At 36.3% G+C, this 24,656-nt stretch carries 27 protein-coding genes; 3 read left to right on the forward strand and 24 right to left on the reverse strand.

All coding sequences use genetic code 11. The features are described 5' to 3' along the window. Positions 1-76 precede the first annotated feature (76 nt). The 5 genes from hpf to degU all read right to left on the reverse strand — a co-directional run bounded on the left by hpf (position 77) and on the right by degU (position 4,562). Positions 77-640 carry a ribosome hibernation-promoting factor, HPF/YfiA family gene (gene hpf / locus CKV67_RS12665; RefSeq protein ID WP_014093723.1) on the reverse strand — a complete coding sequence of 188 codons (564 nt, stop codon included), beginning with the start codon at positions 638-640 and terminating at the stop codon, positions 77-79. Between the two features lie 193 nt (positions 641-833). Next, the gene (locus tag CKV67_RS12670; RefSeq protein ID WP_014093724.1) at positions 834-1,490 is read right to left on the reverse strand and encodes a ComF family protein; all 657 of its coding nucleotides are present in this window, start codon (positions 1,488-1,490) and stop codon (positions 834-836) included. After that, a complete protein-coding gene (locus CKV67_RS12675; RefSeq protein ID WP_014093725.1) occupies positions 1,483-2,802 on the reverse strand; it encodes an ATP-dependent helicase ComFA in 1,320 nt (439 codons plus the stop codon). The genes CKV67_RS12670 and CKV67_RS12675 overlap by 8 nt, the downstream gene beginning before the upstream one ends. 200 nt (positions 2,803-3,002) lie before the next feature. Then, complete coding sequence (locus tag CKV67_RS12680; RefSeq protein WP_014093726.1) at positions 3,003-3,854, reverse strand: DegV family protein; 852 nt, start codon at positions 3,852-3,854, stop codon at positions 3,003-3,005. A gap of 21 nt (positions 3,855-3,875) precedes the next feature. Beyond that, positions 3,876-4,562: a two-component system response regulator DegU gene (gene degU, locus CKV67_RS12685; protein ID WP_014093727.1), complete on the reverse strand. Its 687-nt coding sequence runs from the start codon at positions 4,560-4,562 to the stop codon at positions 3,876-3,878. Between the two features lie 381 nt (positions 4,563-4,943). Between degU and CKV67_RS12690 the strand changes: the two genes are divergently transcribed. From CKV67_RS12690 to CKV67_RS12700, 3 genes are all read left to right on the forward strand, one after another. Beyond that, positions 4,944-5,579: a YigZ family protein gene (locus tag CKV67_RS12690; RefSeq protein ID WP_014093728.1), complete on the forward strand. Its 636-nt coding sequence runs from the start codon at positions 4,944-4,946 to the stop codon at positions 5,577-5,579. Position 5,580: 1 nt separating this feature from the next. After that, positions 5,581-6,126, forward strand: a complete 546-nt coding sequence (locus CKV67_RS12695; RefSeq protein WP_014093729.1) for a GNAT family N-acetyltransferase — start codon at positions 5,581-5,583, stop codon at positions 6,124-6,126. Between the two features lie 173 nt (positions 6,127-6,299). Next, entirely contained in the window at positions 6,300-7,358 is a 1,059-nt protein-coding gene (locus CKV67_RS12700; protein WP_014093730.1) for an LCP family protein, read from the forward strand. Between the two features lie 42 nt (positions 7,359-7,400). On the opposite strand, the gene CKV67_RS12705 is transcribed toward CKV67_RS12700, so the two are convergent. The 19 genes from CKV67_RS12705 to wecB form a co-directional block, all read right to left on the reverse strand. Next, positions 7,401-8,453 carry a glycosyltransferase family 4 protein gene (locus CKV67_RS12705; RefSeq protein WP_014093731.1) on the reverse strand — a complete coding sequence of 351 codons (1,053 nt, stop codon included), beginning with the start codon at positions 8,451-8,453 and terminating at the stop codon, positions 7,401-7,403. A 7-nt stretch (positions 8,454-8,460) separates the two neighbouring features. Beyond that, positions 8,461-9,585 (reverse strand): o-succinylbenzoate synthase, encoded by a 1,125-nt coding sequence (gene menC, locus CKV67_RS12710; protein ID WP_014093732.1) that lies wholly within the window; start codon positions 9,583-9,585, stop codon positions 8,461-8,463. 1 nt (position 9,586) lies between these two features. Beyond that, entirely contained in the window at positions 9,587-10,321 is a 735-nt protein-coding gene (locus CKV67_RS12715) for a WecB/TagA/CpsF family glycosyltransferase (RefSeq protein ID WP_014093733.1), read from the reverse strand. 128 nt (positions 10,322-10,449) lie between these two features. Continuing rightward, a complete protein-coding gene (locus CKV67_RS12720; protein ID WP_014093734.1) occupies positions 10,450-11,268 on the reverse strand; it encodes a LysM peptidoglycan-binding and 3D domain-containing protein in 819 nt (272 codons plus the stop codon). Between the two features lie 373 nt (positions 11,269-11,641). Beyond that, the gene (locus tag CKV67_RS12725; protein ID WP_014093735.1) at positions 11,642-12,025 is read right to left on the reverse strand and encodes a single-stranded DNA-binding protein; all 384 of its coding nucleotides are present in this window, start codon (positions 12,023-12,025) and stop codon (positions 11,642-11,644) included. A gap of 251 nt (positions 12,026-12,276) precedes the next feature. Then, complete coding sequence (gene fabZ, locus CKV67_RS12730; RefSeq protein ID WP_025280093.1) at positions 12,277-12,711, reverse strand: 3-hydroxyacyl-ACP dehydratase FabZ; 435 nt, start codon at positions 12,709-12,711, stop codon at positions 12,277-12,279. Positions 12,712-12,732: 21 nt separating this feature from the next. Then, positions 12,733-13,728 carry a rod shape-determining protein MreB gene (gene mreB / locus CKV67_RS12735; RefSeq protein ID WP_014093737.1) on the reverse strand — a complete coding sequence of 332 codons (996 nt, stop codon included), beginning with the start codon at positions 13,726-13,728 and terminating at the stop codon, positions 12,733-12,735. A 156-nt stretch (positions 13,729-13,884) separates the two neighbouring features. Then, positions 13,885-15,177: a UDP-N-acetylglucosamine 1-carboxyvinyltransferase gene (gene murA / locus CKV67_RS12740; protein ID WP_014093738.1), complete on the reverse strand. Its 1,293-nt coding sequence runs from the start codon at positions 15,175-15,177 to the stop codon at positions 13,885-13,887. 179 nt (positions 15,178-15,356) lie between these two features. Beyond that, positions 15,357-15,593, reverse strand: a complete 237-nt coding sequence (locus CKV67_RS12745) for a DUF1146 family protein (RefSeq protein ID WP_014093739.1) — start codon at positions 15,591-15,593, stop codon at positions 15,357-15,359. 121 nt (positions 15,594-15,714) lie between these two features. Then, positions 15,715-16,119, reverse strand: coding sequence for a F0F1 ATP synthase subunit epsilon (locus tag CKV67_RS12750; RefSeq protein WP_014093740.1), 405 nt, complete (start codon positions 16,117-16,119; stop codon positions 15,715-15,717). A gap of 21 nt (positions 16,120-16,140) precedes the next feature. Further along, entirely contained in the window at positions 16,141-17,562 is a 1,422-nt protein-coding gene (gene atpD / locus CKV67_RS12755; RefSeq protein ID WP_003723462.1) for a F0F1 ATP synthase subunit beta, read from the reverse strand. Between the two features lie 59 nt (positions 17,563-17,621). Beyond that, on the reverse strand, positions 17,622-18,494 hold the full coding sequence (locus CKV67_RS12760) for a F0F1 ATP synthase subunit gamma (protein WP_014093741.1): 873 nt from the start codon (positions 18,492-18,494) through the stop codon (positions 17,622-17,624). Positions 18,495-18,531: 37 nt separating this feature from the next. After that, the gene (gene atpA / locus CKV67_RS12765; RefSeq protein WP_003720846.1) at positions 18,532-20,046 is read right to left on the reverse strand and encodes a F0F1 ATP synthase subunit alpha; all 1,515 of its coding nucleotides are present in this window, start codon (positions 20,044-20,046) and stop codon (positions 18,532-18,534) included. Positions 20,047-20,072: 26 nt separating this feature from the next. Then, positions 20,073-20,612, reverse strand: coding sequence for a F0F1 ATP synthase subunit delta (locus CKV67_RS12770; protein ID WP_014093742.1), 540 nt, complete (start codon positions 20,610-20,612; stop codon positions 20,073-20,075). Next, on the reverse strand, positions 20,609-21,121 hold the full coding sequence (atpF, locus tag CKV67_RS12775) for a F0F1 ATP synthase subunit B (protein ID WP_014093743.1): 513 nt from the start codon (positions 21,119-21,121) through the stop codon (positions 20,609-20,611). The genes CKV67_RS12770 and atpF overlap by 4 nt, the downstream gene beginning before the upstream one ends. 83 nt (positions 21,122-21,204) lie before the next feature. Further along, entirely contained in the window at positions 21,205-21,423 is a 219-nt protein-coding gene (gene atpE, locus CKV67_RS12780) for a F0F1 ATP synthase subunit C (RefSeq protein ID WP_003732517.1), read from the reverse strand. A gap of 70 nt (positions 21,424-21,493) precedes the next feature. Beyond that, on the reverse strand, positions 21,494-22,210 hold the full coding sequence (gene atpB / locus CKV67_RS12785; RefSeq protein ID WP_014093744.1) for a F0F1 ATP synthase subunit A: 717 nt from the start codon (positions 22,208-22,210) through the stop codon (positions 21,494-21,496). A gap of 6 nt (positions 22,211-22,216) precedes the next feature. Next, complete coding sequence (locus tag CKV67_RS12790) at positions 22,217-22,615, reverse strand: ATP synthase subunit I (RefSeq protein ID WP_014093745.1); 399 nt, start codon at positions 22,613-22,615, stop codon at positions 22,217-22,219. Between the two features lie 824 nt (positions 22,616-23,439). Beyond that, positions 23,440-24,579, reverse strand: coding sequence for a non-hydrolyzing UDP-N-acetylglucosamine 2-epimerase (wecB, locus tag CKV67_RS12800; RefSeq protein WP_014093746.1), 1,140 nt, complete (start codon positions 24,577-24,579; stop codon positions 23,440-23,442). Between the last annotated feature and the right edge of the window lie 77 nt (positions 24,580-24,656).

Here is a 24,656-nt window from a genome sequence, read left to right on the forward strand (position 1 = left end):
TAAAAAAAAGTCATATATTCTTCATCTTAATAAAAAAATGGAAGCCAAAACCTGGCCCCCACTCTTATTTATAAAATTAATTTGTTTCAATTAAACCATATTTCCCATCTTTACGAGAATATACAATATTGGTGCCATTAGTTTCAGCATCTGTGTAAACGTAAAAACTATGTCCAAGTAAATTCATTTGTAATACAGCTTCTTCACTATCCATCGGTTTTAATGAAAATTGTTTTGTTCTCACTATTTCAAGATCAAAATCTCCTTCATTATCTTCTGGTGGTGCACTGCCGTTTACATCAGAATATGCAAAGTAGTCTCTTTCGGCACCTTTATCACGGAATTTACGATTTACTTTTGTTTTATGTTTACGAATTTGCCTTTCGAGTTTATCGACAATTAAGTCAATGCTTGCATATAAATCTCCACTTGTTTCTTCTGCACGTAGCACAAGATTTGGGAGCGGAATAGTCACTTCAACTTTCGCATTTTTATCGGAATATACTTTGAGATTAACATGTACGTTAGCGTCTGGTGTTTCCGTAAAATAACGTTCTAGTTTATCAATTTTCTTTTCAACGTAATCTCTAATCGGTTCTGTTACTTCAATATTTTCACCACGAATGTTGTACTTAAGCATAGCAATTCCTCCTTTGAAATAAAACAAATAATGATAAAGAAGAGTATTCTTCTTACTCTTAGTCTACGTGAAAACGCCATGTTTTGCAACCATTTGCACAAAGAGTTAAGAAGCATTATTCCTCTTATCTTTATTTAGTATTTTATTCCACTAATCTCGCTCTGGCAAACCTCTTTTAGCAGATAAATATCGACTATCTAAATATTGTTACAGCAGTTACTTTTTTAACTCCTACTTTTTTTAATTCTTGGGATGCTAAATTGAGTGTACTGCCCGTGGTATAGATGTCATCAAAAAGAATAACCTCCGTTTGTTGGTATCTCCCTTCTTTTTGTAGATAAAAGACTTGTTCTCTTTCCAAACGTTCTTTTCTTGTTTTCTTCGACTGCTTTTCTGAATGTTTTCTAGCCAAAAGTTCCTCGTATTTGATGCCTGCTTGTCTTAACATTCCGGTTGTTTGATTAAAGCCACGTTCTAATTTACGCTCTGTACTTACAGGAATGGGAACAACGATAGTATCGCCTTGAACCAAAAGTCTTTTAAGTTCATTTTGAAAGATAGCACCTATTACATAATCACCTTGAAACTTGTATCTTCTCATATAGGCTTTTGCAAAATCATTGTAGCGGTATAATGACTTATTGCTATCTAGCGAAGATGACTTATTTTGGCAGTCTAGGCATGTTGTGTTGACCGATTCTTTGCTACAGATTTCGCACAGTGGCCCTTCTAGCGGCTCAAAATTAGCAAAACATTTACTGCAACATATTTGTTTTGTCTCGAACAACCATTTTATATGCCAACTAACTTCGACTTTTAGAGGTTGCAAGCATAACAAACAATTATTCATCTAGCATCCCCTCCGCTAAACCTAGTTGATTCATTCTTTCGATATGTCTGATAGCTTGGTTCATTTGAGATGTTTTTCCATAATGAAAGAAACAAACATCTCCAGTTGGATGTGTCATCTTTCTTCCAGCCCGTCCAGAAATTTGAACAAGTGCCGCTTCTGTAAAAATGTTCTCCTCGCTTCCAAAAACTGCTACTTGAACATCTGTAAACGTAACACCTCGTTCTAAAATAGTCGTAGTTAACAACAGCTGAATTTCCCCTTCTCGTAACCAGGCTACTTTTTCTTTTCGTTCCTCATCTGCTGAGTGAACCGTTACCGGCCGTTCAAAACCATACATCATTAAAGTATCTGCAAATTTATTCATAGCATCAATTTCTGGAAAGAAAATTAGTGCTGGTTGATTTTTTGATTCAGCTATTTTTATCCATTCAATAAGTTTAGGAGATATTTTTCCTTTATCCAATTTTTTCTTCCAAGGACCTATCCAACACATTCTTGGTACAGGAAGCTTTCTTCGGTGATAGCGTGCTGGAATTTTCACGAAATGTCGTTTACCACTTACGCATTCTTGTTGCCACTTTTCTTCTGGAGTTGCTGTAATTACAATGGTCGTGCCTTCTTTTTTTCGTGCTTTATTTACCGCATATTCTAAAAATGGATCTTTGGCAAATGGAAATGCATCTACTTCATCGATAAAAATCACCTGAAACGCATCGTAAAAACGAATTAACTGATGGGTCGTTGCTAAAACAAACTGTTCGTCTTGGTATTTATCTTCCGAGTCTCCGTATAGACAAACTATTTCCACATTAGGAAAAACAGCTCTTAACCGCGGGTGTAATTCTAAACAAACATCAACTCTTGGAGAAGCCAGACATATCTTATAGCCTTGTTTTAAAGCAAAATCCATTCCTTCAAACAGCATTTCTGTTTTCCCTGATCCAGCAACTGCCCATAAGAGCATATCTTGCTTTTTTTCTAAAGTTGCTACAACAGCATCAGATGCTTTTTTTTGGCCATTTGATAATGTTCCATTCCATACCAAAAAAGATTTTTGGCTTTCAGGTAGACACATCGTTCTTTGAAAGTATAGTTGCTGACAGACATTCATGCGTCCCATAACAATACAATTTCGACAATAAAGACAGTCCTCTTGACCACAATACGCGCAACTCATCTTTCCGAAAAATGCTGGATTAGTATTTCCACACCGAAAACACTTATTTTCGGAAATAGCGGTTACTTCTTCTAAACCCTCTGTATTTTCAAGTTCGTTTTCTTCGTATAATCTGCCTGGGAAAACATTCATTACCACTCACCTCTATTTAGTTATACATGTTTTCGCTTATTTTTGCAGAAATGATTTTCTTGTTTTCCATATGTTTTATTATAGAAATCCCCTATTTTCTCTTAGCTGAAAACAAGACTTTCTGTACACTTACCTCCCATAAAAAAACAATTTTACCTCCTACGAAAAAAAGTTCCCCAGCTTCACAACTGGAGAACTTTTTATTTAATTGACCAAGTTAACCCGAGAGCACCTGCACCAAGGTGAGTTCCAATTACAGGACCAAAATAACTTAATTCAAATTCTACTTCGGGAAATTTTGTTTCTAAATGTTTTCGCCACGTTTCACCTTTTTCAGGATCATTCCCGTGAATAACATAAGCTATTTCCGCGGATTTATTTTGAATAGCTAATTCAAGAATATCTTCTATTCGCTTAAGAGCTTTCTTTTGTGTCCTTACTTTTTCAAACAGAACAATTTGCTTATCATTGAAATGAAGAATTGGCTTAATTTGAAGTAAGCTCCCCACAAGTGCTTGAGCCCCATTTAGGCGACCGCCACGTTGTAAATTATTCAAATCATCCACCATAAAATAAGCATCTTGCGCATGTTTTATTTTATCTAATTCTTTAATAATATTCTCGGCAGATTCATCTTTAAGTGCCATTTCAGCAGCTTTAAGCACAAGCATTCCTTGAGCCATACAAGATAATTCAGAATCATAAGCAATAACATTTAAACCATCGATTCCTTCTCCTGCTGTTGCTGCATTTTGGAATGTTCCACTAATACCACTAGATAAATGAATCGTAATCACCGTATCAAAGCCTTGTGATTTCAACGTTTCAAACAATTGAATGAACTCTCCTGGGGCTGGCTGAGAAGAAGTCGGAAGATTCCTAGAGACTTTTACCATTTCGTAAAAATCTGCTGTCGATAAATCTTCACCCTCGCGATAAGATTTTCCATCAATTATTACAGAAAGTGGCACGACATAAATTCTTAGTTGTTTCTTCGCTTCCTCTGGCAAATAAGTTGTGCTGTCCGTCACCACTGCTATTTTTCCGTTCATATTTCCCCCCTGAGATTTTCTTTAGCGAATATATACCCAACCATGTTTAATTGCTGTTACCACTGCTTGAGTTCTATCGTTCACTTTCATTTTTTGTAAAATACTACTCACATGATTTTTAACTGTTTTCTCACTAATGAAAAGTGTTTCACCAATCCCACGATTACTCTTTCCATCTGTAAGAAGTTGCAACACTTCGCACTCTCTATGCGTCAATATGTGTAATGGCATTTTGACTTCTGGTTGTTGATAACCATAGACACCTTGCGCAGTATTAGTGCTTGCTAAATGGCGATATTCGCGAATTAATTTAATTGCTACACGTGGATGAATATATGCTCCACCATTATCTACTATTTTAACTGCTTCTACAAGTTCATGAGCGTCCATTTCTTTTAATAAGTATCCTACAGCTCCAGATCTAAGGGCTTCCGTCACATATTCATCTGTATCGTGAATAGTTAAAATGATTACTTTGATACTTGGAAATTGGCGCACTAACATTTCTGTCGCATCTAATCCATTAACAGTTGGCATATTAATATCCATTAAAACAATATCTGGTTTATATTCGCGAACTTTTGCTACGATATTTTTACCATTTTCAGCTTCCGCTACAACCTCAAAAGAATCTTCCAATTCTAAAATCCGTTTGATACCTTCGCGAAACAACTGATGATCGTCTACAATCATGATTTTGAGTGCCATAATGACTACTCCTCCTTCAATTATCTATTTTCATCAAGCTAATTGCAATCGAAAACATCATCCTTTTTAGTAGCAAAACTGCTTAACCTTATAATCCCTGCCACAAATTGGCAAATAAACTTTTCTCTTTTAAGTACTATTTACTCAAACTAACCTATTTTCAGAACAAACTTCTTCTTCATTATACTGCATATCCCTAGAAAATTACTTCTATATGCCTATAAAGTACAACTGAAAACCAGTCTAAAGTAATAGTAGTTTTTATTATAACACGAATTTGCCACCACTTCACCCGCTGTACTCAGAAATATATCTATACAATCGCTTTACTTTCGGATAAAATAAAAGCAAGCTGAACGTATCAACTTATGGAGGTTTCCTATGTTGGATCAATATTTAACCATTCGCCACAACGGAGCACATGAAATAATTATCGAAAAATCTCGCTTTATTTGTCACTTGATGCGAGTCGCAACTGAATCTGAAGCACAAACATTTATCCAGCAAATAAAAAAAGAACATCGAGATGCGTCACACAATTGTTCTGCATATATAATAGGAGAAAACGACCAATTTCAAAAAGCACAGGATGATGGTGAACCAAGTGGAACTGCTGGTGTGCCAATGCTAGAAGTTTTAAAAAAGAAAGGTTTAAAAAATGTCGCAGTTGTCGTTACTCGATATTTTGGCGGTACTAAATTAGGCGCAGGAGGACTTGTCCGCGCTTATGGAAGTGCAGTCAGTGAAGCCATTCAAATCATTGGCATAGTCGAATGTAAGTTAGCTACTATTCTTGAGTGCGCATTCGCTTACTCCCTTCTTGGAAAAATCGAGAATGCACTTGAACAAAGAAACTATCAAATCGATCAAAAAGAATTTACAGAAAAAGTAGTACTTCATATTTTTGTCAATAATGATGATTTAACTAGTTTCAGCAACTGGATTACAGAAATCTCCAACGGTCACATTGAAATCCAAGAAGGTCTACAAAAATATAGAGAAAAGGATGTCAATTAGCATGTCCACAAACATATTTTTTCAATTACCTACTACCATCACCACAGAAAGAACCATCCTAAGAAAAACAACTTTAGCAGATGCTGCGAATTTATTTGATATTTGGTCAGATAATGAAGTAGCTAAATTTATGAATATCGAAAAATTTTCGACCATTTTACAAGCTGAAGAAATGATTCAAGCAATTGAAAACGAACCAAATGCTTGCAGATACACTATTTTTGACACGATAAATCCACTTCAAACAATTGGATCACTCGGAATTAATGATATTAATAAAACTACTGAAATGGTTGAAATTGGCTATGAACTTGCTCAAAAGTATTGGCGTCAAGGGTTGATGTTTGAAGTTTTAAATGCGTTTTTAAGTACTATAAAACCGTTTTTACCTTATAAAAGCATCACTGCAAAAGTCCTTCCTGAAAATATCGCCTCTATAAAATTACTAAAAAAATTGAATTTTGAACTTGTTTCTACAGGTCAAGAATTAGATTTACACTCCGGAAAAATTTGTGAAATTAGTAATTATCGGTTAACACTGGAATAGGGCTTATATTACATTTTTGAAAGATAGCAACTTTTTTGTATTTTTTTCCTATTAAATTCTGTATAATAAATAAAAGTTAAAAAATAAAGAAATCGTAAATCAAGCGTAACATTCTTTATTTCAACAAATGATACAATGAAATATAGAAAAGTGACTATAAGGAGAATTAATATATGAATAAAGGCACGGATGACAGCCGAAAAAGCAGCAAGAAATATAAACGTAGACGTAAAATATTATTCTGGATTTTAATACCTATTATGTGCTTAGTATTAGCAGGAGTTGGATATGGGACTTACCTGTTCAGTAAAACAAAGCTCGCAGCCGACAATTCTTTTGATAACGTACGAAATGGAGAAGCTTCCACTCTTCGCTCAAAAGATATTGAGCCAATAAAAGATAGTTTTTCCATTTTGATTATTGGTGTTGACACAAGCGCCAAACGTGAATCTGACGGAAATCCTCGAAGCGATTCACTAATTTTAGCAACATTTAATGTAAAAGATTCTCGTGTTGAAATGACAAGCATCCCCCGTGATTCTTATGTTCATATTCAAGATTCCAAGAAAGACATCGATAAATATACTAAAATAAATGCAGCCCACGCTTATGGCGGCCCAGAACTAACGATGCGAACAGTAGAAGAAGAATTCAAAATCCCAATCGATTATTACGTTCGTTTCGATTTTGATGCCTTCCTTAAAATCGTGGACGCATTAGGCGGAATTGATGTAGATGTTCCTGTCAGCTTTACCGAACAAGATTCTAATGACAAAGCGGGGGCAATTACACTCGAAAAAGGACAACAGCATTTAAACGGAGAACAAGCTTTAGCACTTGCCCGCACAAGACATATTGACAGTGATATCGAGCGTGGTAAAAGACAACAACTAATTATTAAATCAATTGTAAGTGAAGCAACTTCCATTTCTTCTATTAGTAAGTATTCCGATATTATCAAAGTTGTTGGAGATAACATGAAAACCAATTTAACTTTTAATCAAATGCTTTCAATTGCAAAATTCGGAATGACCAATAGTATCGATATTAAATCACTTAACCTTGAAGGTACAGATGCTCCAATGAATGGCATTTATTATTATCAGCTAAATGATGATTCCGTTCAAAGTGTTTCCAATGAATTTGCTGATGAACTTGGTATTAAGAAACCATTTCCAAATGCAGCTCCATACTCTGATAAAAAATCTACTACAACAGAAACTTCTAATTAAAAAAACATCCCGAACTTAAAATTTGGTTCGGGATGTTTTTTGCTATTTTCGTTTCCGATGGATTTTTTGAAGTAAATTAAGAATAGGCCGATAGTCTTCTCCGATAAGACCGATAAACTCTACAATAATTTCAATACTAAATATTAATAATACAAGTAACAACACCGCCCCCCAAGCAGTGGAGAAAGAGAATACGAAACCTGTCATTGAAAATAGTAGTGCCATGCAATAAATTAGTAATACCGTTTGTTTCTCTGTAAATCCAAGCGCCATTAATCTATGATGAATATGCGACCTATCAGCAGATGATATCGGCATTCGCGATTTCAATCTACGTACAATTGCAAAGAAAGTGTCAGATAAAGGTACGCCCAAAATAATAAGAGGAACTAAAAGTGAGATAAACGTTACATTTTTAAAGCCCATCAGTGATAAAACGGCTATCATATATCCGAGAAATAAAGCCCCGGTATCCCCCATAAAAATACTTGCTGGCGGAAAATTATAAATTAAGAAGGCCGCAACTGCAGCAACAAGAATTAAAGCAACAGGTGCTACAAAAGCATCTTTAAGTAGTAAGGCCATACCTGCAATTGTCATTAAAGCAATAATGGAAATCCCACCTGCTAAACCGTCTAAGCCATCTATCAAGTTCAACGCATTAACAATCGCTACAATCCAAATAATAGATAGTGGGATTGCAAAATAGCCAAAATCTAATTCCCCCAAAAAAGGCACATTAATAAAATTAATTGTAATGTCTCCCCAAACAGTTACACAAAGTGCCGCTAAAATCTGTCCTAGCATTTTCAATTTGGGTGATAAATCAAATAAATCATCTATAAATCCAGTAGCAATAACAATTAACGCTCCAAAATAAATCGGAATAAATCCAGACTTATCAATTGGCGCCAAAAGCATCCCCACGGAAAAGCTTATAAATATGGCTAGCCCGCCTAAAGTTGCTGTCGTTTTCGTATGCTTATGTCTTTCACGAGGGGTATCAACAGCATTAATACGAAACGCAAACTTCCTTACTATTGGTACCATAACAATACCAACCGCAAAGCTAATCAGTATACTCCATAATAGCAATATTTTTTCAGCTCCGTCCTTTATATAACAAAATTTCTTCTGTTGTTTTTGTATATTTTTGTAAAATGCTAAAATCCAACTCTACACCTATCCCATACCCATCAGGTACATTTAATCCACCATACTCCAACACAAATGCTGGCGAAATAATATCTTCATGGAAATAACGATTCGAAGCGGATATATCTCCTGGAAAATTAAATTCCGTTCTCGCTGCAAGTGCTACATTATGCGCCCTACCGATACCGGCCTCAAGCATCCCACCACACCAAACAAGTAAATCATTTTCAGTGCAATACTTCGTTATCTTAAGCGCCTCAGACATTCCACCAACACGTGCTAGTTTCAGATTAATCGCCTGACAACTTCCAAGTATATGTGCTTGTTTAACATCCTCTAAGGATCTAATATTCTCATCTAAACAAATCCGTGTGTCTACCTGTTTTTGCAACCAAGCGTGATCGACAAAATCTTTTGCGCCAAATGGTTGTTCAATCATTTCTAATTCAAATTGATCCAGCGCTTTTAATAAGGAGAAATCTTCTTTATTATACGCCGAATTAGCATCTGCCATCAACCTTAGATTTGGAAATTTTTCTCGAACAACCTTAATAAACGCTACATCTTTGTTTGGCTTGATTTTTATTTTCACTCGCTTATAGCCTTCACTCACATATTGATTAACTAACCGAACTAAAGAAGCTACATTATCTTGAATCCCTATACTAACTCCAACATCTAACGTTTTTTTCGTTGCCCCAATCATATGAGCTAAGGATTTCTTTTCTGTTTTTGCAAAAGCATCCCATACAGCTAGCTCGACTGCAGCTTTCGCCATTTCATTCCCTTGAATCCAACCGAACATCTTATTCACTTCTTCTGGAGCAATTATCTCTTTTTGCACTAACATAGGCAACAAATGCTGTTTAATAATTAAAATAGCTGTTTCTAATGTTTCTTCTGTATAATCCGGTAGCGGAAAAGCTTCTAATTCACCATATCCACATAACCCAGCATCATTCATCAGTTCCACAATATAAAAATCTTTGCTCTTTAATTCCCCGTAACTCGTTTTAAATGGATTCAAAAGTGGTATTTCTGCATGAATTAGTCGTACTTTTTGAAAATACATTCTACTCACCCTTCTTCAAATGCTTGCTTTCTCTTCTAATAGCAAGCATAAATTGAGGTATTGCAAAAAAGCGTCTCCATCTTGAAGGATTTGAAAGTAATCGGTAAACCCACTCTAATCTCAATTTTATCCAAATCTTCGGTGCCCGTTTTACATTATCAGTCAACACATCAAAACTTCCACCAACGCCAATAAATATCCCTTTTTCAAAATGGTTTATTTGCGATAAAATCCACTTTTCTTGTGCTGGCGATCCTAAAGCCACAAAAATAATATCTGGTTTAGCCTCCATGATCTCCTGACCAATTTCTTCACTTTCCTGGGCATCAAAATAACCATGATGCACACCACAAATTACCACATTTGGATATTTTTTGGATACTTTCTCTTCCACCATTTGACTAACTTCTGGTTTTGCACCTAAAAAATAACAACGAAGTGGTTTATTTAATAGTCCAACCATCGTATCATACCCAGTAACTCGCTCTTCTAAAGGCGTTCCCAGTTTTTCAGAAGCCATTATAATACCAATCCCATCAGGAACGATATAATCCGCCTGTAGTAAAACTGCTTCAAACTCTTTATCAGTACTAGCATGCATCACAATTTCCGGGTTAGCCGTTACAACAAATTTTCGGTTTCCATTCTGCACATCTTGATAAAGCTGCTCTACAAATCCAGTTTGAGTTATATTATAAAAAGGTATATTTAAAATTGTAACTTCTTTCTTTTTCATATGTATCTCCTAAGAAACTTTATTAAGTATAAGTTTATCATAAAATAGGTATGCTTCCTATTTTTAATCCACAAAAAAAGGCTGTAAGTAGCATTACGCTATTTACAGCCTCTTTGAAATGGAATAAATTAGTCTAAAATTTGTACTTTAACTTGTTTTACTCCCCAATTGTAACACTCTTGGACTGAGTTTAAATGCACATCAATTTTATTTCCTTTGATAGCACCACCAGTATCTGCTGCAATCGCTTCTCCGTATCCTTCAACATAAACTCTTGAACCTAAAGGAATAACAGAGGGGTCCACTGCAATAACACGTGGGTTATCATTTAAATCAATACCGCTTGCTGTCATATGTCCCATACCCGGTTCTTCTTTACTATAAGCAGTTGCTGTAACAGTTATCTCTTTTGAAACATTACCTTGAGATGAAGAAGACTTGTTGGAAGACGATTCATTAGATGAAGTTGATTTTTGTGTTGTTTGAGCAGCTTCTTGTTTGGGTTTTTCTGTGGTATTTGAAGTTGCTCTACTTTCTTTAGCGTTAGATGGGGCTTGATTACTTACCGCATTACTTCCGATAGATAATTTTTGTCCAACAATAATTAAATCAGATGAAAGATTGTTCCAAGATTTTAATTGGTTTACAGTTACACCTTTATTTGAAGCAATGTGTCCCAATGTATCTCCTGCAACAACTGTATATTCGGAATTGCTAGTTGTAGATTTTTGTTTCCCATTATTCACTTGCAATGTTTGATTCGGAAAGATAATGTCAGAACTCAAATTGTTATCTTGTTTCAATTGACTTATAGAGACATTATTTTCATTCGATATTTTCCAAAGTGAATCACCATCTTGCACTTTATACTCAGCTGCAAATGCTTGAGTTGAACCTGATCCTGCAATAATTAAACCAGCCGCAATGGCTACTACTGTTTTTTTCATGTAATTATTTTCCCTCCTTGATAACTTTCGAGGATAATCGTACCATATGAAACTAGCGACTTGGTTACTAAAAAATTAAGCATATATGACAGTCAACGATTCAACATCAGTTTATCTGCAATATTTGTAAATTGCCGCTATTGTCTGATTTTTCTTATGGTTGGCTTCACAATTGACCTTATCCACTTCGATGCTACGCGCGGTTACCGTTTGCTATTTCAGGAAGCATTCTAAAAACATTTCACTTACTGAACTTAAAATTCTTCCTTGAGTAAAATTGGAAAATTTTTCCATTACAAATTATGGCCAAAATATCTGTTATTTTGATATTTTCCATCTAAATTTATAGATATCACATACGAAAATTGGTCCTTTATAACAAAGTATTACACGATTCTTCCTCCTCTTGAGAAATATTAATAACTTGCTCTTCCTTATTTCTACTTGATAAATACCTAATTTGATGAACAAGCACTTCAGTAATATATATTTTTTGCTCTTCTTTATTTAAATAGTTTCTAGATTGTAATTCACCGGCCACACCTATTAATTGTCCTTTGCTACAGAATTCAGCTGTCGCTTCGGCTCTTTTACCCCAAATGACACATTGAATAAAGTCTGCATCATTATCTACACGTTTATTTTTTCCAAAACGATTCAAAGCAAGCGTTAAATTCAAAACAGCTCTATCCTCCGTGGTCCATTTTAATTCTGGATCCTTTGTCAAACGTCCTACTAAAGTTACTTGATTAATCATAATATCGCCTCTTTCTTTTGGTGTACAGCGATTATATTAGATAAATATTTCTTTGTAAAATAGCTAAAAAGGTATTTTAACTATGTTTGTAAGAGCCAAAACAACTTTTTATCTAGCCAAAATTCACTGTTTTCTATATTCGAAGAGACGTCAAAATACCATTTTAGTAAATTGCAACTTTTTTTAGCACATGCTATTCTGAATACATGAAAAAAACACCAAAACCCTTTTGGAGTTTCAGTGCTTCTTTATTACTCTGGTAAATCTGTTAAAGCAAACATAATTTCTGCTTCACAAACTAAGTCACCTTCAACAGTAGCTTTCACTTTTGCTTTTGCAATAGCTCCTCTCATACGAGTGATCTCTGCTTCAAGCAAAAGTTGGTCACCAGGAACCACTTGACGTTTAAAACGACATCCGTCAATTCCTGCAAACAACCCAATTTTATCTTTATTAGCCTCACTTTGCATCATGGCAATACCACTCGTTTGAGCCAATGCTTCAACTATTAGCACACCAGGCATTACTGGATATTCAGGAAAATGCCCATTAAAGAATTCTTCATTAGCAGTAACATTCTTTATAGCTGTAACTTTTTTTCCTTCTTCAACAGAGATAACTCTATCAACTAGTAAAAATGGATAACGATGAGGCAAAATTTCTTTGATTTTTTTAATATCTAACATAAGAATCCTCCAAATTTAGAATTAGAACCAACCACGCTTTTTAGCCGTAAGCGAATCAAGCAAAATGCCAGTACCAAGTGCTACAACATCTAGTGGATTTTCTGTGATTAAAACAGGAACTTTCAATTGTTCAGCCATTAAATCATCTAAACCATGCAGCAAAGATCCACCACCTGTCATGATTACACCCCGATCAATTATATCTGCTGAAAGCTCAGGTGGTGTTTGTTCAAGAACTTGTTTGGCAGAAAGTACCATTAAATGTAATGAATCATGAATAGCTTCTTCCACTTCTGAGCTACTAATTGAAATTGTTTTAGGCAGGCCGCTCACTAAATCTCTACCACGAATGTCCATTGTTTCTTCCTTAGAGCCAGGATTTGCAGTTCCAATAGTTATTTTGATATTTTCAGCAGTACGTTCCCCGATAAGTAAATTATATTTGCGCTTTATGTAATTTAATATATCAGAATCCCATCTATTACCAGCAACTTTTACAGATTGACTTGTTACAATATCGCCCATAGACAACACTGCTACATCCGCTGTCCCTCCACCGATATCAATAATCATGTTACCAGAAGGCTCAAAAATTTCCATTCCTGCACCAATAGCAGCAACTTTAGGTTCTTCTTCTAAAAACACTTGTTTTCCACCACTTTTTTCAGCCACTTCTCGGATAGCTTTTTGTTCGACAGAAGTAATATTAGTTGGACAACAAATTAAAATACGAGGTCGAGAAAAAAATGTTCTTAAATTTAGTTTTTGTATAAAGAAACGCAGCATTTCTTGCACAATATCAAAATCAGCAATGACTCCATCTTTCATAGGTTTTATTGCTGTTATATCTCCTGGAGTTCTACCAACCATATCTCTAGCCTCTGTTCCAACAGCTAGAACTTCACCAGTCTTATTATTTATAGCTACAACAGCAGGTTCATTTACAACAATTCCTCTTCCTTTTACATGAATTAATACATTGGCTGTACCTAAGTCGATACCAACATCCTTTGCCATTTATAACTTAACTCCTTTCGTGGTGTATCTCTATTTTTACATCTTATTTTGAATTATAGCATAATTTATGATGTGCCGAAATGTATATTTCATGACAAAATGTTTTTTTCCATAAAAAAACCATATCTCAAAGATACGGTTTCCAAAATTCATTTATTAAAATAATGAAGCTAAGTTTTTCATATCAACTTTAGAATCGTCTACACGTTCCACATCTGCTCCAAGAGATTGCAGTTTGCCATGGAAATTATTGTAGCCTCTATCCAAATATTTCAACTCTGTAACTTGAGTATATCCATCAGCCACAAGGCCTGCAAGAATAAGCGCTGCTGCTGCACGTAAATCGGTTGCTGCAACTTCTGCTCCTTGTAATTTTGCTGGACCAGAGATAATAACAGAATGTCCTTCAATTTTCATGTCAGCATTCATTCTACGCATTTCTTCAACATGCATAAAACGGTTTTCAAAAACAGTTTCGGTCATAATACTTGTACCTTCACTTAACATTTGAATAACCATCATTTGAGATTGCATATCAGTTGGAAAACCTGGGTGCGGCATTGTTTTAACATCAACAGCTTTCAACTTATCTGGTCCAATAACACGAATACCGTTATCTTCTTCAATAATTTGAACGCCCATTTCTTCTAATTTAGCAATCAGTGAACTAATATGCTCGGGAACTGCATCTTCAATTAAAACATTTCCACCAGTAATCGCAGCAGCAATCATAAATGTACCTGCTTCAATACGGTCTGGAATAATGGAATGTTCTGTAGCTGTTAGTTCTTTTACGCCTTCAATTCTAATTACTTCTGTTCCTGCACCAATAACTCTAGCTCCCATTTGATTAAGGAAGTTCGCCAAGTCAACAATTTCTGGTTCACGAGCAACGTTTTCAATTATCGTTGTACCCTCTGCTAAAGTAGCAGCCATCATAATATTTTGAGTTGCACCTACACTTGGAAAATCTAAGTAAACCTTAGCTCCAACTAATTTTTCTGCTGTTGCTTCAATATACCCGTTTTCAATTTTTACAATTGCTCCCATGGCTTCAAAACCTTTTAAATGTAAGTCAACTGGTCTTGAACCAATAGCACATCCCCCTGGCAAAGCTACACGAGCAGAACCAGTACGAGCTAAAAGTGGACCCATTACAACAATAGAAGCACGCATTTTACGCACATACTCAAAAGGTGCATCCGATGTAATATCTCCGGTTGCATCAACAGTAACCTCATCATTTACAAAAGAAACATCTGCATTTAGGTATTTAAGTACCTCATTAATTGTGAATACATCAGACAAATTTGGGACGTTTTTCAATACGCTAGTACCTTTACTCGCAAGTAATGTAGCAGCAATCACCGGTAATACAGCATTTTTGGCGCCTTCCATTTTTACAGATCCATTTAACTGTTTTCCACCGCGTACAATAATTTTTTCCAAAAAGAACCCCTCCGCGTTACTAATAACTAAATCATTTATCGAATTTTATTAATAAAAATTTAAATTTAAAACATATCCTAGTAATTCTACCACTTATTACCCTAAAATATCAACTGATTTTAACCTAATATTAAAGTTGTTTTAAGCTTCTATTAATTTTTTACTACCATTCAAGCGTTTTACCCGATATAATTAAGCAATTGCTTAGAAGCTCCTAAATAGTCTAAGAAGAAATTGCTTAGTGTATAACCAAGTACAATAGAAATGATAACAAATAATAGTCTAGCTTGAGTTACGTGATTTTTCTTTATAAATTTTTCATAGTTAATTGCTTGTAATGCCCAAAAGGTAATCACAATAAATAGTAAATGTGAGATGATGACGATATACGGTGATTCCATAATAATATTATACAATTCTGTTCGCTCCTCATATTTTGCTATTACTCATTTTAACAAATACTATCCTAAAAAAACAGTTAACACACTTATTTAATAAAAAAACTTCCTGGCTTTGCACCAGGAAGTAACGTTAGATTTAATTATGTTCTTTCGCATGGATTCTGTTAATAGCTCTTTGAAGTGCAAGTCGAGCCATTACTTCATCCACTTTTTGTTCTTTTGCTCGGCTAAGTTCATCTTCTGCGCGTTCTTTTGCTTTTTCAGCACGATTGATATCAATATCTTGTTCGCGCTCAGCAGTATCCGCTAGAATATTGACTTCTTCACCGTTTACTTCCATAAAGCCACCACCTACAGCGACCCATTCCTCACCAGACTCTACTTTTAAACGAACTACATCGATTTTAAGTGGAGCAACTAGTGGAACATGTCCAGGTAGAATACCGAGTTCACCTGCTTTTGTTCGAGCAATAACCATTTGAGCAACGCCTTCATAAACAGGGCCGTCTGGAGTAACAATACTAACTTTTAATGAACCCATACGTATTTCCTCCTGTTTTTATCAGACTTCAACGCCCATGTCTTTTGCTTTTTCAAGAACATCCTCAATGCGTCCAACTGAACGGAAAGCATCTTCTGGAATATGGTCGTATTTTCCGGCCAACAAGTCTTTAAAGCCTTTAACAGTTTCTTTAACAGGAACGTAAGAACCTTTTTGACCTGTAAATTGTTCTGCTACGTGGAAATTTTGTGATAAGAAGAATTGTACACGACGCGCACGAGAAACGGATTGTTTATCTTCATCAGATAATTCATCCATACCTAGGATTGCAATGATATCTTGAAGTTCTTTGTACCGTTGCAATAAGCGTTGTACTTCCGTTGCTACCGCATAGTGTTCTTCTCCAACGATATCTGGAGAAAGTGCACGTGATGTGGAAGCAAGCGGGTCTACCGCAGGATAAATACCTTGTTCAGTTAATTTACGTTCTAAGTTAGTGGTTGCATCTAGATGGGCGAAAGTTGTTGCCGGAGCCGGGTCAGTATAATCATCGGCTGGCACGTAAATCGCTTGAATAGAAGTAACAGAACCAACATTAGTAGAAGTAATACGTTCTTGTAATTGTCCCATTTCGGTAGCTAGAGTTGGTTGATAACCTACTGCAGATGGCATACGACCTAGTAAAGCCGAAACCTCTGAACCAGCTTGAGTAAAGCGGAAAATATTATCAATGAATAGAAGTACATCTTGGTGTTCTTCATCACGGAAATATTCAGCGATTGTAAGACCTGTTAAAGCTACACGCATACGAGCACCTGGTGGTTCGTTCATTTGACCGAATACCATGGCAGTTTTTTCAATTACACCAGAGTCTTTCATTTCAAAGTAAAGATCGTTCCCTTCACGAGTACGTTCTCCAACACCAGCGAACACAGAAATACCACCATGTTCTTGAGCGATATTATGAATAAGTTCTTGGATTAAAACGGTTTTACCAACACCCGCTCCGCCGAACAAACCAATTTTACCACCTTTTAAATATGGGGCTAGCAAGTCTACAACTTTTATTCCTGTTTCAAGAATTTCAGTAGTTGTTGCTAATTGGTCAAATGTTGGTGCTTCACGGTGAATTTTATTACGCTTGATATCGCTTGGAAGTGGCTCATCCAAATCGATAGTGTTTCCTAATACGTTAAATACACGACCAAGTGTTACTGTACCAACTGGAACTGTGATTGGGCTCCCAGTATCAATAACTTCCATACCTCTTTGAACACCATCAGTTGATGCCATTGCAATTGTACGAACAACGTCATCACCTAATTGAATGGCTACTTCTAAAGTAAGTTGGCTAGTTGGTGCTTCTTCTGCATCAGATTTATATTCAATAACTAGGGCGTTGTAGATTTCAGGTAAGTTTCCACCTTCAAATTTAACGTCTACAACTGGACCCATAACTTGGATTACTTGTCCTTTAGACATGCAATTATTCCTCCTCACTTACCTTCCCAATATAGGGACGCTACAAGAAACGCCGACTCTTATTCTAGTGCGGCTGCTCCTCCGACGATTTCGGTAATTTCTTGCGTGATCGCAGCTTGGCGAGCACGATTATATTGTAGTGATAAGTCACTGATTAAATCGGATGCATTATCTGTCGCGCTTCTCATGGCAGTCATACGAGCAGCATGTTCAGCGGCTTTGGCATCCAGAAGTGCTCCGAAAATTAGGCTTTCCACATATTGCGGTAATAATACTTCCAGGATTTCTTGTTCAGAAGGTTCAAATTCGTATGTAGTTAAAACAGCATCCGTTTCTGTACCTTTTTCATGAAACTCTGTAAGTGGTAGCAATTGCTCTTTTCTCAGTTCACTAGAAATGGAATTGATATGGTGATTATAATAAATGAAAACCTCGTCATAAACACCATCTTCAAACATTTGAACTGTGTTACTAGCAATATCTTTAATTTCCGCAAATATCGGATGATCCGTAATACCTTGCACTTCTAAAACTACATTCATTTGACGTGCTTTGAAGAAGTCGCGAGCGGATCTTCCCACAGTGATTATTGCATATTCATCACTAGACGTATGTTTTTTATTAATTTCTTGAAATACCTCTTTAATAACAGAACTATTGTAAGAACCTGCAAGTCCTGTATCAGAAGTAAGTACGATATACCCAGTACGATGAACAGGTCTTGATACAAGCATTGGATGGTCGCTACTGTTACCAGTGCTAGCAACGTGTGTCACTACGTCTTTAATTTTAGAAACATATGGCTCATATGAACGAGCGTTTGATTCTGCACGACCTAGTTTAGCTGCTGAAACCATTTGCATTGCTTTTGTAATTTGGCTTGTTTTACGAGTAGAGGTTATTCGTTGTTTGATATCGATTAAAGATGCCAAAGATTTTCACCACCTTTGAATTTATTCCGTGTCTAAATTATTTTTCTTCAGAAGGAACAAATGTATTTTTAAATTCTTTTAATGCCGCCTCAAGTTTTGCTTCATCAGGAAGTTTTTTCGTTGTACGAATTTCTTCCAAAAGCTCTGGACGATTATGATCAAACCATGTATTCATTTCGGACTCAAAACGCAGCACATCATGAACTGGTACATCATCCAGATATTTATGAACAAGCGCATAAAGAATCAATACTTGTTTTTCAACTTTCAAAGGCTTGTGTAAATCTTGTTTTAGAACTTCTACTGTACGTTTACCACGTTCTAGTTTCGCACGAGTAGCTGCATCTAAGTCTGAACCGAATTGTGAGAATGATTCTAACTCACGGTAAGCCGCAAGATCTAGACGGAGTGTTCCGGCAACAGTTTTCATTGCTTTAATTTGCGCTGATCCACCAACACGGGATACAGAAAGGCCGGCATTGATAGCTGGACGTACTCCGGAGAAGAATAAATCTGATTGCAAGAAGATTTGCCCATCAGTAATGGAAATAACGTTTGTAGGAATATAAGCAGAGATATCTCCGGCTTGTGTTTCTACGAACGGAAGAGCTGTGATGGACCCGCCACCTAAGCTATCATTTAATTTTGCAGCACGTTCAAGTAAACGTGAGTGCAGATAGAAAACATCCCCTGGATATGCTTCACGACCTGGAGGACGACGAAGTAAAAGTGACAGCTCACGATAAGCAGCTGCTTGTTTAGATAAATCATCATATACAACTAATACGTGTTTGCCGTTATACATGAATTCTTCTGCCATCGCAACACCAGCATAAGGAGCCAAATATAAAAGTGGCGCTGGTTGAGAAGCCGCAGCAGTAACAACGATTGTATAATCAAGCGCACCGTGATGGCGTAAAGTTTCTACCGCATTACGAACAGTAGATTCTTTTTGGCCAATCGCAACATAGATGCAAATCATGTCTTGGTCAGCTTGGTTTAGAATCGTATCGATTGCAACAGATGTTTTACCTGTTTGACGGTCACCAATGATTAATTCACGTTGACCACGACCAATTGGAACAAGGGCATCAATTGCTTTAATACCTGTTTGTAATGGTTCATTAACCGATTGACGTTGCATAACACCAGGTGCTACTGCTTCAATCGGACGAGTTCCAGTTGTTTCAATTGGACCTAAACCATCAACTGGTTGACCTAATGAGTTAACTACACGCCCAATAAGCGCTTCCCCAACAGGAACTTCCATAATTTTACCGGTACGACGAACTTCATCGCCTTCGCGGATTTCCGTGTAAGGACCTAAAATAATGATACCCACATCATTCGTTTCTAAGTTTTGGGCCATACCCATTACACCATTTGAGAACTCTAACAATTCACCAGCCATTGCATTATCGAGTCCATGAGCACGCGCAATACCATCACCAATATAGGTTACAGTACCAACATCACTCACTTTTAGTTCTGAATGATAATTTTCAATCTGCTGTTTTATGATTGAGCTGATCTCTTCAGCCTTAATGCTCATTAATTTCACCCCTCGTTAAACGGGAACTAAGCTTTAATTTGCCGTTCCATGTCTTTTAATTTCGTTTTTAGACTGTCATCATATATACGGGTTCCAATAACCACTTTGACACCACCAAGAAGGGATTTATCAATATGGTTTTGAATGTTTAATTTTGTTTTGTTCATTTTCGTAGCAAATACTCTCGAGAGCGCCGTAAGTTCTTGTTCAGAAAGTGGAACAACAGAATAAACATCCGCATCCGCGATTCCTCGCAAGTCATTTACGCGTTTTTGATATACATCCGCAATAACAGAAAGATAATCTTCTCTGTTACGGTCAATTAAAAGAAAAATAAAATCTTTTAAAGTTGGATTAACTGTATCAAAAACAGCGCTGGCAAGATTTTTCTTTTGCTCGGTCGTGAAAGTAGGATTTTCAAGTAATTTCACAAAATCTTTGTTCTCATTTAGTGCTGATTTTAATTCCTTTAATTCTTCGGAAAAAACATCTACTAAACCTTTATCTTGTGCTACTTGAAAAAGCGCATTGGCATAGCGACCTGCAACTTCCAAATCTTTACTCATTTGTCATCCCCTAGCCTTTCGATATAATCTTGGATAAGGTTAGATTGTTCTTTTTCATCCAGATTTTTTTCGATGACTTTCGATGCAATAAGAACAGATAATGAACCGACTTGTTCACGAAGCGCAGAAATAGCATCTTCTTTTTCACGTGCAATATCCGTTTTTGCTTCTTCTTTTATACGTTCTGATTCACGTCTAGCAGTTTTTACAATTTCTTCGCGTTCTTTTTCACCAAGCTGTTTTGCATTCTCAATCATAGTTTGAGATTCAACACGCGCTTGTTGTAAAACACTTTTTTGTTCAGCAAGTAATTGTTCTGCTTGAGCGCGGTTTTCTTCAGCCGCATCAATTTCAGAACCAATATGCTCTTCACGCTCTTTCATTATACCCATAAGCGGTTTCCAAGCATAAATCCGGATTAAAACTAGCAAAATCGCGAAAGCAAAAAGTGTAAAGAATGCATCACCAAACGTAAATGCGGAACCAATTACTAAATGTGGTTGTAACACGCCAGTTTCACTCCTTTCTATCCATTCGCTTAAATTATTCGTTCAACAGAAAGAAATGGGGTAGTATTCCCCAACTTCTTCAATTATTTATTAAGAACCATGAACGCAATAACAACAGCGATGATAGGAAGGGCCTCAACTAACGCAACACCAACGAACATGATTGATTGTAGCATAGAACGCGCTTCTGGTTGACGCGCAACACCCTCGACAGTTTTTGATACAATAAGACCATTACCAATACCCGCACCTAATGCACCTAATCCAACAGCAATAGCAGCTGCAATAACACCTAAAGACATATAATTATCCTCCTAATTTTCCCAAATTATTTTTTATTACTTTTTATAAATGACTTAATTGAAAGTTAGTTTAATGTTCGTCACTGACCTTATGCGACATGTAAACCATTGTCAGCATAGTGAAAATGTACGCTTGAATTGCCCCAATAAAGAGTGAGAATCCTTGCCATACAATCGCAGGAATTATCGCAAGTACGCCTACAAATATATTAATATGAGCAAGTTGGGTTGCAATAATAGTTAACAAAACTTCACCGGCAAAGATATTACCATAAAGACGTAAACCAAGCGTTAACGTATTAGCAAATTCCTCCACTATTTTTAGTGGGAATAAAAATTTCATTGGACTCAAGTAAGTGCCAACAAAGTAGTGCTTAAAGCCACGCATCTTTATACCATAGTAATGCGTCAAGCCAAGAACCATTATCGCAAGTGTTAATGTGACAATTGGATCCGCTGTAGGTGAACGCCACCAAACTTCATCGTTTATCGCGATTTGAAATGGCAATCCTAGCATATTAGCTACAAAAACAAACATTAATAGCGTAATACCTAGCACATGGAATCTCCCACCGGTTTTCCAATCCATATTACTATTGATAATACCTCTGACAAAATCCATAACCCATTCAATGAAGTTCTGCTTTCCGGTAGGACGCCGTTGCAGATTTCTGGTACAGATAATGGCTATTAGAAGAACGATGACACAAGTCACAGTAATCATCAGTATATTCGATAGATTAAAGTCGATCCCTAATAGGCTTATCGTTGGAAATTCCTCTTCCAATTAGGTTCACCCCTCTCTTTGTAAAAACTTTTTTCTGCGGTACATGGAATATGCAAAAAAATCTAGAAAAATAATGGCATATGCAAGCCCGAGTCCGATTACCATGCTATAAACATGAAAATATTCCGGCAGTTGCGTCGCTATAATTGTAGCAAATAGCACACTTCCCATTCTGACTGTCATTCCCATACCATAAAAAGAACGATTTTCAGCCACAGCTCTAGTCATTGATTGTGTTCTTCTCATTAATAACCAGTAGTTAAACCAGCCGACGATTAATCCCAGTTTAAGCCCAAGAAAAATATGTATATAAGGGGTTAAAAACCATCCACAAAGACAAACACCAATAAAAATAACCATATACTTTTGGTGACGATGATACATGCCAATTAGCGATTCTAACATTCGGGGCGCAATCCTTTCTTTTAAAAAGATTTTTATCCAAGTAACCAATCTGAAATCTCAAGGGAGTAAGTTTATCTTGTGAAAATAGACACATTTCTCCTGATTCACTTCAATCCCAAACACACATGAAAGCCTTATCAGCGTGTCAGTTCTTAGCATACAACAGCCAAAAGAGAAAAGTCAATACACTTTCACAAATAGTGCGTATATCTAATACTAATAGTACCACAACACGACCAATTCATAAAAGAATAGCTTACTTTTTCGATGTTTTTTTAATTTCAGGTTTTATCCATTTCTTAGATTGCTCCGCCAGAATTTTTTTGTCCATTTAACAGCAACCAACACCTCCGTAATCATTGGGAAAACTAAAGGTTGTTCGTGTGGGACTTCACAAAAACAACCAAAACCATCTTTCTCGTAGAAATAAAAAAACTTCTACCATAATTGGTAAAAGAATTCGATACGATTATTCGCAAATTTCGCGACCGAAAGTTCTTTTCCCAAGAAAAAGAACGGAAAAAACAGCCGATGCTCACGAGAAGTGAGATGCATTTTGATATCTAATGCCCGTATAGATTCCAATTCAGTCAGCGCAAACCTCACGCCGGCGGGATTGTCTTGAATACTGAGAGCAGTTTTCTATCCCTATGCTTCCAAAAAGCTATTTTTTGGGCTCTTATATTAATAACATTGTCCATCTTATCACATGTAATATAAAAGAACTAGCGAAAATCGAGGGTGTAACATATCTGTAACAATAAGGCGCTTTCATTCTAAAGAAAGGAAAAAACTAGACTTTTATTGCCTAGTTTTTCGATTCATTAACTAATAAAATCATCCGGTCGTTTCGTTACATTAAATTGACTTTTGATTGCTTCTAAAATTCGACTAGCTGCAAAACCATCACCATATGGATTAGCTGCTTTTGCCATTTTATCATGGTGTTCCTGGTTATCAAGTAAATCTAATGCTTCCTTTATCAGCGTTTCTTTTTGCGTCCCAACTAGTTTGAGTGTTCCAGCTTGGATTCCTTCTGGTCGTTCAGTGGTATCACGTAATACTAATACTGGTACGCCCATTCCAGGAGCCTCCTCTTGTACACCACCCGAATCAGTAAATACAAGATAAGCTTTGCGTAAAAAGTTATGAAAATCAATCGCATCTAGTGGTTCAATCAAATGAATTCGGTCATGTCCACCAAAAATTTTAATTGCTTTCTCTCTTACTGCTGGGTTTAAATGCATCGGATATACTAGTTCCACATCTTCACGACTTTCGATAATTTCCCGAACAGCTTCGAACATTCCTTGCATAGGAGCTCCAAGATTTTCCCTGCGATGTGCCGTCATTAAAATTAATCGATTTTCGCCAAGATTTTCCAGAATTGGATGATGGTAATCTTCTTGAACGGTTGTTTTTAGTGCATCAATCGCCGTATTACCTGTAACAAAAATAGTAGCTGGGTCTTTTCCTTCTGCTAACAAATTTTCTTTCGCTTGTTTTGTTGGAGAAAAATGCATATCTGCTAAAACTCCAGTTAATTGGCGATTCATTTCTTCTGGAAACGGTGAATACTTATTCCATGTTCTAAGACCAGCTTCTACATGTCCAAGTATTTTTTGTTGATAAAATGCAGCTAATCCTGCAGCAAAACTAGTCGTCGTATCACCATGAACCAATACGATATCTGGATTCTCAGCAGCAATTACTTCATTAATGCCATTCATCACACGAGAAGTAATATCTGCGAGCGTCTGACCTTTTTTCATTATATCTAAATCTATATCAGGTGTTATTTGAAAAATTTCAAGTACTTGGTCTAGCATTTCCCGATGCTGCGCTGTAATGACTACTGTAGATTCAAATGTTTCTGGTTCTTTTTCTAATGCTAAAACAAGTGGCGCCATCTTAATTGCCTCTGGTCTTGTTCCAAAAATACTCATCACTTTAATCTTAGCCAAACGACATCCTCCTCATAAAAAAACTCCTCTGAAATAGCTCGACAAAAAATTCTTCCGCCTACTTATTTTAAAGTAAT

Origin of the sequence: Listeria ivanovii subsp. ivanovii (genome assembly GCF_900187025.1) — a bacterium.
Taxonomy (GTDB): Bacteria; Bacillota; Bacilli; order Lactobacillales; family Listeriaceae; genus Listeria; species Listeria ivanovii.

Excerpts from the sequence above, each read along its gene's own strand:
- hpf (WP_014093723.1), bottom strand. The coding sequence starts at position 640 with ATGCTTAAGTACAACATTCGTGGTGAAAATATTGAAGTAACAGAACCG.
- CKV67_RS12670 (WP_014093724.1), bottom strand. The coding sequence starts at position 1,490 with ATGAATAATTGTTTGTTATGCTTGCAACCTCTAAAAGTCGAAGTTAGT.
- CKV67_RS12675 (WP_014093725.1), bottom strand. The coding sequence starts at position 2,802 with ATGAATGTTTTCCCAGGCAGATTATACGAAGAAAACGAACTTGAAAAT.
- CKV67_RS12680 (WP_014093726.1), bottom strand. The coding sequence starts at position 3,854 with ATGAACGGAAAAATAGCAGTGGTGACGGACAGCACAACTTATTTGCCA.
- degU (WP_014093727.1), bottom strand. The coding sequence starts at position 4,562 with ATGGCACTCAAAATCATGATTGTAGACGATCATCAGTTGTTTCGCGAA.
- CKV67_RS12690 (WP_014093728.1), top strand. The coding sequence starts at position 4,944 with ATGTTGGATCAATATTTAACCATTCGCCACAACGGAGCACATGAAATA.
- CKV67_RS12695 (WP_014093729.1), top strand. The coding sequence starts at position 5,581 with ATGTCCACAAACATATTTTTTCAATTACCTACTACCATCACCACAGAA.
- CKV67_RS12700 (WP_014093730.1), top strand. The coding sequence starts at position 6,300 with ATGAATAAAGGCACGGATGACAGCCGAAAAAGCAGCAAGAAATATAAA.
- menC (WP_014093732.1), bottom strand. The coding sequence starts at position 9,585 with ATGTATTTTCAAAAAGTACGACTAATTCATGCAGAAATACCACTTTTG.
- CKV67_RS12715 (WP_014093733.1), bottom strand. The coding sequence starts at position 10,321 with ATGAAAAAGAAAGAAGTTACAATTTTAAATATACCTTTTTATAATATA.
- CKV67_RS12720 (WP_014093734.1), bottom strand. The coding sequence starts at position 11,268 with ATGAAAAAAACAGTAGTAGCCATTGCGGCTGGTTTAATTATTGCAGGA.
- CKV67_RS12725 (WP_014093735.1), bottom strand. The coding sequence starts at position 12,025 with ATGATTAATCAAGTAACTTTAGTAGGACGTTTGACAAAGGATCCAGAA.
- fabZ (WP_025280093.1), bottom strand. The coding sequence starts at position 12,711 with ATGTTAGATATTAAAAAAATCAAAGAAATTTTGCCTCATCGTTATCCA.
- mreB (WP_014093737.1), bottom strand. The coding sequence starts at position 13,728 with ATGGCAAAGGATGTTGGTATCGACTTAGGTACAGCCAATGTATTAATT.
- CKV67_RS12750 (WP_014093740.1), bottom strand. The coding sequence starts at position 16,119 with ATGGGTTCATTAAAAGTTAGTATTGTTACTCCAGACGGCCCTGTTTAT.
- atpD (WP_003723462.1), bottom strand. The coding sequence starts at position 17,562 with ATGTCTAAAGGACAAGTAATCCAAGTTATGGGTCCAGTTGTAGACGTT.
- atpA (WP_003720846.1), bottom strand. The coding sequence starts at position 20,046 with ATGAGCATTAAGGCTGAAGAGATCAGCTCAATCATAAAACAGCAGATT.
- CKV67_RS12770 (WP_014093742.1), bottom strand. The coding sequence starts at position 20,612 with ATGAGTAAAGATTTGGAAGTTGCAGGTCGCTATGCCAATGCGCTTTTT.
- atpE (WP_003732517.1), bottom strand. The coding sequence starts at position 21,423 with ATGTCTTTAGGTGTTATTGCAGCTGCTATTGCTGTTGGATTAGGTGCA.
- CKV67_RS12790 (WP_014093745.1), bottom strand. The coding sequence starts at position 22,615 with ATGTTAGAATCGCTAATTGGCATGTATCATCGTCACCAAAAGTATATG.